Source organism: Sphingobacterium sp. T2 (assembly GCF_000814685.1).
GTDB classification, from domain to species: domain Bacteria; phylum Bacteroidota; class Bacteroidia; order Sphingobacteriales; family Sphingobacteriaceae; genus Sphingobacterium; species Sphingobacterium thermophilum.
In genome coordinates this window covers 1-5,988 of sequence record NZ_JXAC01000129.1, presented here as the reverse complement: position 1 = coordinate 5,988, position 5,988 = coordinate 1, and the positions used below count along the sequence as shown (strand labels likewise).

Here is a 5,988-nt window from a genome sequence, read left to right as displayed (position 1 = left end):
GATGTCAAATCATTTTTTTCCACACATTTTGTATTTCGTGATTAAAATTTTGTTTTTTTTTTTTTTGTTTCTCTGACAACCGTTATAGGCTTAGGTGTGGAAAACTTTCTTCCTTCTAATTTAAGAAATAAATATCTATATAATAAATAAAAAAGAGCTACATAAAATTTGTAGCTCTTTCCCTATTTTTTATCTATATAAATTATCCTACCTGAGCACTTGTTGGCTGCCCTTTACATAGTTTTTGGCATACCTTTATGATGCTTGAAAAATCATAACCACAGAGGCGCCATAACTCTTCCTGCTCACCATGTTCTATGATTTCGTCCGGGATTCCTAGACGCACCACTTCAGCTTTATAATTATGATCCGACATAAATTCGAGAATAGCCGAACCAAAACCTCCAGGAAGAGCACCGTCTTCCACCGTAATAATTTTGTTGAACTTTCCGAACACTTCGTGTAACAATTCTTCGTCCAATGGTTTGACGAAACGCAAATCGTAATGTGCCGGATATATTCCTTCGGTATTTAATTCTACTATGGCTTTAGCAGCTTCATTACCTATATGACCTATAGTTAATATGGCAACTTCTTCTCCATCTACCAATTTTCTTCCCTTACCGATAGGAATCTCTTTGAAAGGTCTTTTCCAATCGGGCATTACGCCGTTGCCTCGAGGATAGCGAATCACAAAAGGCCCCTTGTTTTCCAGTTGGGCCGTATACATCAGATTACGCAGTTCTTCCTCATTCATTGGTGCGGCTACAGTAAGATTAGGCACACAACGCATATAAGCTATGTCATACGCACCATGATGTGTAGGACCATCAGCTCCTACCAAGCCGGCTCTATCCAAACAGAACACCACATGGAGATTCTGTAAAGCTACGTCATGGATTACCTGATCGTAGGCGCGCTGCATGAAGGTAGAATAGATGTTACAGAAAGGAACAAGCCCTTGAGTAGCTAAGCCGGCACTGAAGGTCACGGCATGTTGCTCTGCAATACCTACGTCGAAAGCTCGGTTGGGCATAGCCTTCATCATGATGTTCATCGAAGAGCCTGTAGGCATGGCAGGTGTAACACCCATGATTTTTTCGTTCTGCTCGGCCAGCTCCACTAATGTATGTCCGAACACATCCTGATATTTTGGAGGTTGCGGTTTATCGTAAACCGTCTTCTTGATTTCTCCTGTGATTTTATCAAACATGCCAGGAGCATGCCACTTGGTTTGATCTTTTTCGGCTAGGGCATAGCCCTTACCTTTGACAGTAACCACATGAAGTAGTTTCGGACCGTTGATGTACTTAAGATCATTTAAAGTCTTGACAAGCTTGGTTACGTCATGTCCGTCCACCGGACCGAAATAGCGGAAATTGAGTGACTCGAAAAGATTCGCATTCTTAAGCAATGTGCCCTTGATACTTTGCTCTATCTTTTTCGCCCAACCATATGCATCGGGACCATTTTTGGAAATCTTGGCCAATACGGCAATCAGCTCATCTCTAAATTTATTATAACTTTTGGATGTCGTAATGCTGGTCAGATACTCTTTGAGTGCCCCCACATTAGGTCTATAGACATACAGTTATCATTAAGGATGACTAACAGGTTGGACTTTTCTATTCCGGCATGGTTCAATGCTTCAAAAGCCATACCTCCCGTCATAGCGCCATCACCTATGACAGCTACATGCTGACGATCTGTTTCTCCTTTATAAGCGGAGGCAACAGCCATCCCCAATGCCGCAGAGATGGATGTCGAAGAATGTCCAACACCAAAAGCATCATACTCACTTTCGCTTCTTCTAGGGAATCCTGAAATCCCCCCAAAAATTCTATTAGTATGAAACTTATCTCTTCTTCCGGTTAATATTTTATGTCCATAGGCCTGATGCCCCACATCAAATACCACCTGATCATAAGGTGTATTCAACGCATAGTGTAATGCTACTGTCAATTCCACCACGCCAAGACTCGCCGCAAAATGTCCTCCATTGACAGAAACAACATCTATAATAAATTGTCTGAGCTCCTTACAAACCTGTTCTAGATCCGATTCTTTAAGCTTGCGCAAATCCGACGGATATAGAATGTTTTTTAAAAGTGCTCCTGCTTCTATTTGCATACCTTAAATATGTTTCAAAACACGCTACAAAGTAACAAATTAATTCTTTTACCTAATGTATATATATACAAAAATCTGATGTCTATGTTTTACTTTTTTATTAAAAATGAATATTATAGCTCAAAATCGTATTTTTGATAAACTTTTATGGAAGCAACAAATTACGAAATAAAACTCGAACAATTCGAAGGTCCTTTCGACTTATTGTTGTTCTTCATCGAACGCGATGAACTGAACATTCACGACATTCCTATTTCAAAGATTACGGACGACTTTTTGGATTATATCCAACAGATGCACTCGCTCAACATAGAGCTTGCTGCAGAATTCATTTTCGTGGCTTCCACATTGATGCGTATCAAAGCCAAAATGTTGCTTCCTCGTCCGGAAGCTGAGGAAGAGGAAAACGGTCCTGACCTAAAAGAACAAACTTGTACAGAAGCTGATACTTTACAAACAGTTTAAAGATGTATGTGAAGAGCTTAAAGTACTCGAAGAAAAAAGAGAAAAGCTACATAGCCGGGGGAATATAGCTTACGATCTCAAACACACCAAAAGACAAGTCACCGAAGAAGAACTCTCTTCTTTTGATTTGTATAAGCTCATGATGGTGTACGAAAAGCTGATGTATAACTTTACCCATCGTGTGAATCCGGTAACGCATACAGTAGTAAAATTCCCTTACACCATAGAGCAGCAAAAAGAGGCTATCTCCACCTTATTAGAGCTGAACAAAAAGCTGGATTTCCAGATGATCCTTAAAAATTCGGAAAACAGAGTACAGTTTGTATTCAATTTCCTTGCAATCCTAGAAATGCTTCAACAGAAATTATTAGAAATAGAAGTGGGGATGGGATTCAATAATTTCACTATTGCCAACCGAGATCCGAACCATCAAGAAACAGTAGAAGAAGAAATGTTAGAGGATAAAGAAGAGGAGATTATGGAAAAATAACGAACAGAAAAAGATTCATTATTTTTCCATTTTAAGATTATCCAAAACCTCTTTCAAAAATTTATAACGCTCAAAATAATCTACCTTGGGTAAAGTTCGTAAAGCTTGAATACCCTGTTTCATGGCTTTTGTAGATTTATTAGCAAAGGAAGAAATTAATGTTTCAATGTTGGTTTCTTCCAAAAATCCATCCACAATACCATAGTCTTTAGCTTTTTCAGCATCAAAATATTGAGTTTCTAAACACAGCTGTAGAACTTTTTTCTCGGGCATAACTTTAAGAAGACTAGCCATCACCTGAAAGGGAAAAAGCCCTATTTCCAATTCTGGCAGTCTAAATTGCACGGACCTACTACAATAAACATAACTGCAGCCTAATACAATCAAAAAACCTCCGGCAATGACATTTCCTTCCACAACAGCTATGGAAGGTTTGTACAATCCGTCAAATACTTCGCCAAGCGAAATATTTTGGTTCTCAATGTAAGGATTTGGTATGTCTAAATCCGGATTTTCAAAGGTTTTCAAATCCATTCCTGCACAGAATATAGGTCCTTCGGCCTTTACAACAACCACCTTTATGTCTTCGTCTTCATTTGCCTGCTGAAAAGCATGGTGGATCTCATTGACCATGGTGGGTGTAAAGGCATTTCTCTTTTCCGCTCGGTCTAACGTCAATACATAGACATGACCATCCTTTTCGGTACGAATATACTTGTACATCTTATCCTATCATTTGTTGAAAATCCGCTTTCAGTCGGTTTGTTAATGCTGTGGTGCCTATGCCGAATTTTTCTAATAGAAGCTCCGTAGGAATGTTTCCCACCAGTTCATCTTTCGCAAAGGGGCAGCCACCATATCCTGCCAAAGCCCCCTCAAATCTTGTGCATCCTGCCTTCCATGCTGCATCAATCTTCTCACGCGCATTCTGTGGAGGGCTGTGAAGATGAATGCTCAACTCTAAATTAGGAAATTGCACAGTAATTTTTCTATATAATGAACTTATAGCTAAAGGAGTAGCTTCCGCCGTAGTGTCGGCGATAGAAAATCGATTGATGTCCAAAGCATGCAACGTTTCAATCCATTGCAGTACAAGCTCTTCGTTCCACGTGTCTCCATAAGGGTTTCCGAATGCCATAGAAATATAAATGACCAGCTCAATGCGGGTAGGTGCTAAAATTTCTTTTATCTTCTTCACTCTTTCTAAGGATTCGGCAATAGTGGAATTCGCATTGCGTTGCTGAAACGTCTCTGAAATAGAAAAAGGATAGCCTACGAAGTCCAACTTTCCATATTGCGCTGCTGTGATAGCTCCTCTTTCATTAGCTATTATAGCCAACAGCTTCGTTTCGTTAACCTTCTCAATACCTTCCAACACAGCAGCTGTATCTTGCATCTGTGGCACGGCTTTAGGTGAAACGAAAGATCCGAAATCTATATATTCAAAATAAGCACTTTTTATTAGCTCATTGATATACCGTATCTTTCTTTCCGTAGGGATAAACTTATGCATGCCTTGGATAGCATCCCTTGTACATTCTACCAAAAGTATATGTTTAGACATCTTTTATAAGCTCTCTTGAGATTACCATCTTCTGTATAGCGCTTGTTCCTTCACCTATGGTGCACAACTTAGCGTCGCGGAAATATTTTTCTGCTGGATAATCCTTTGTAAAACCATAACCTCCATGAATCTGTACAGCATGGTTAGCCACCTCTACGGCCACTTCGGAAGCATACCATTTGGCCATAGCACTTTCTTTTGTCACCTTTTGATTTGTATCCTTGAGATATCCTGCCCTACGTATCAATAGTTCAGAGGCATCTATCTTGGTAGCCATTTCGGCAAGGGTAAATGAAACATCCTGAAATTCATATATTTTCTTATTGAACTGCTTTCTCTCGTTGGCGTAGCGCAAAGCACATTCGTAAGCACCACGCGCTATTCCCAGCGACAAGGCGGCTATAGAAATGCGACCTCCATCCAGTAATTTTAAAGCCTGTATGAATCCTTCTCCAACGTTACCGATGACCTGATCCTTATGTACCTTGCAGTTATCGAAATATAGGAATGCTGTTTCTGAAGCACGCATCCCCAGCTTGTTCATCTTATTACCTGCCGAAAAACCTTTTGTTCCCTTTTCGATGATAAAGGCTGTCATGGCATGTTTATCACCTTTTTGCCCAGTACGTACGATGACCACTGCCACTTCAGCACTAATAGCATGCGTGATGAAAGTTTTTGATCCGTTGATAATCCAATAGTCTCCATCCTGCACGGCAGTAGTGTTCATCCCACCAGCGTCAGAACCCGACTCCGCTTCTGTCAGGCCCCAAGCACCTATCCATTCGCCTGAAGCCAGCTTAGGAAGATACTTGCGTTTTTGATCTTCATTGGCAAAAGAAAGAATATGGTTTGTACAGAGCGAATTATGTGCTGCCACAGACAAACCTATAGATCCACATACTTTCGATATCTCATCCAAAATGGTGATATACTCCTGATAGCCTAATCCTGCACCACCATACTCTTCCGGTACTAAAATTCCCATAAACCCATATTCACCCATCTTATGAAACAGATCTTTAGGGAAATGTTGCTGCTCATCCCATTCCATAACATGAGGTTTTATGTGCGTACGGGAAAACTCTCGTGCACTTTCACGCACCAGAGCCATTTGTTCGGACTCCTTATAGTACATCATAATTTTTGCTTAAGTTTATAATTGTTTTTATACTATATATAAGTATAGCAAAACAAATTTTGTTTTACTGTATTTATAATTTAAAGAATATTAGGAAAGTTTGAAATGACCAATTATATAATAATTATATGCGATCTTAACTAAGACAAATATTAAAAATCGTAAATACGAAAAACTTCGTTGAATCGGCTGGACGGC

The 5,988-nt window shown here is 39.7% G+C and carries 5 protein-coding genes and 1 pseudogene; 2 read left to right on the top strand and 4 right to left on the bottom strand.

Annotated elements, in window-relative coordinates; genetic code table 11:
* Positions 1–202: 202 nt before the first annotated feature.
* Positions 203–2,130 (bottom strand): annotated as a pseudogene (gene dxs / locus SD31_RS09125) (1-deoxy-D-xylulose-5-phosphate synthase).
* Between the two features lie 147 nt (positions 2,131–2,277).
* Here dxs and SD31_RS20910 point away from each other — a divergent pair.
* Both SD31_RS20910 and SD31_RS20905 read left to right on the top strand, forming a co-directional pair.
* Positions 2,278–2,595: a segregation and condensation protein A gene (locus SD31_RS20910; protein WP_316929835.1), complete on the top strand. Its 318-nt coding sequence runs from the start codon at positions 2,278–2,280 to the stop codon at positions 2,593–2,595.
* A complete protein-coding gene (locus SD31_RS20905; protein ID WP_316929836.1) occupies positions 2,573–3,085 on the top strand; it encodes a segregation/condensation protein A in 513 nt (170 codons plus the stop codon). Before SD31_RS20910 ends, SD31_RS20905 begins: the two co-directional genes overlap by 23 nt.
* An 18-nt stretch (positions 3,086–3,103) precedes the next feature.
* Here SD31_RS20905 and SD31_RS09115 read toward each other — a convergent pair whose 3' ends face one another.
* From SD31_RS09115 to SD31_RS09105, 3 genes are read right to left on the bottom strand one after another with little or no spacing between them, the layout of a single operon-like run.
* Positions 3,104–3,808, bottom strand: coding sequence for an enoyl-CoA hydratase/isomerase family protein (locus SD31_RS09115; protein ID WP_052258869.1), 705 nt, complete (start codon positions 3,806–3,808; stop codon positions 3,104–3,106).
* 1 nt (position 3,809) lies between these two features.
* Positions 3,810–4,649 (bottom strand): hydroxymethylglutaryl-CoA lyase, encoded by an 840-nt coding sequence (locus SD31_RS09110; protein ID WP_052258868.1) that lies wholly within the window; start codon positions 4,647–4,649, stop codon positions 3,810–3,812.
* On the bottom strand, positions 4,642–5,790 hold the full coding sequence (locus SD31_RS09105) for an acyl-CoA dehydrogenase family protein (RefSeq protein ID WP_231561393.1): 1,149 nt from the start codon (positions 5,788–5,790) through the stop codon (positions 4,642–4,644). Before SD31_RS09105 ends, SD31_RS09110 begins: the two co-directional genes overlap by 8 nt.
* Between the last annotated feature and the right edge of the window lie 198 nt (positions 5,791–5,988).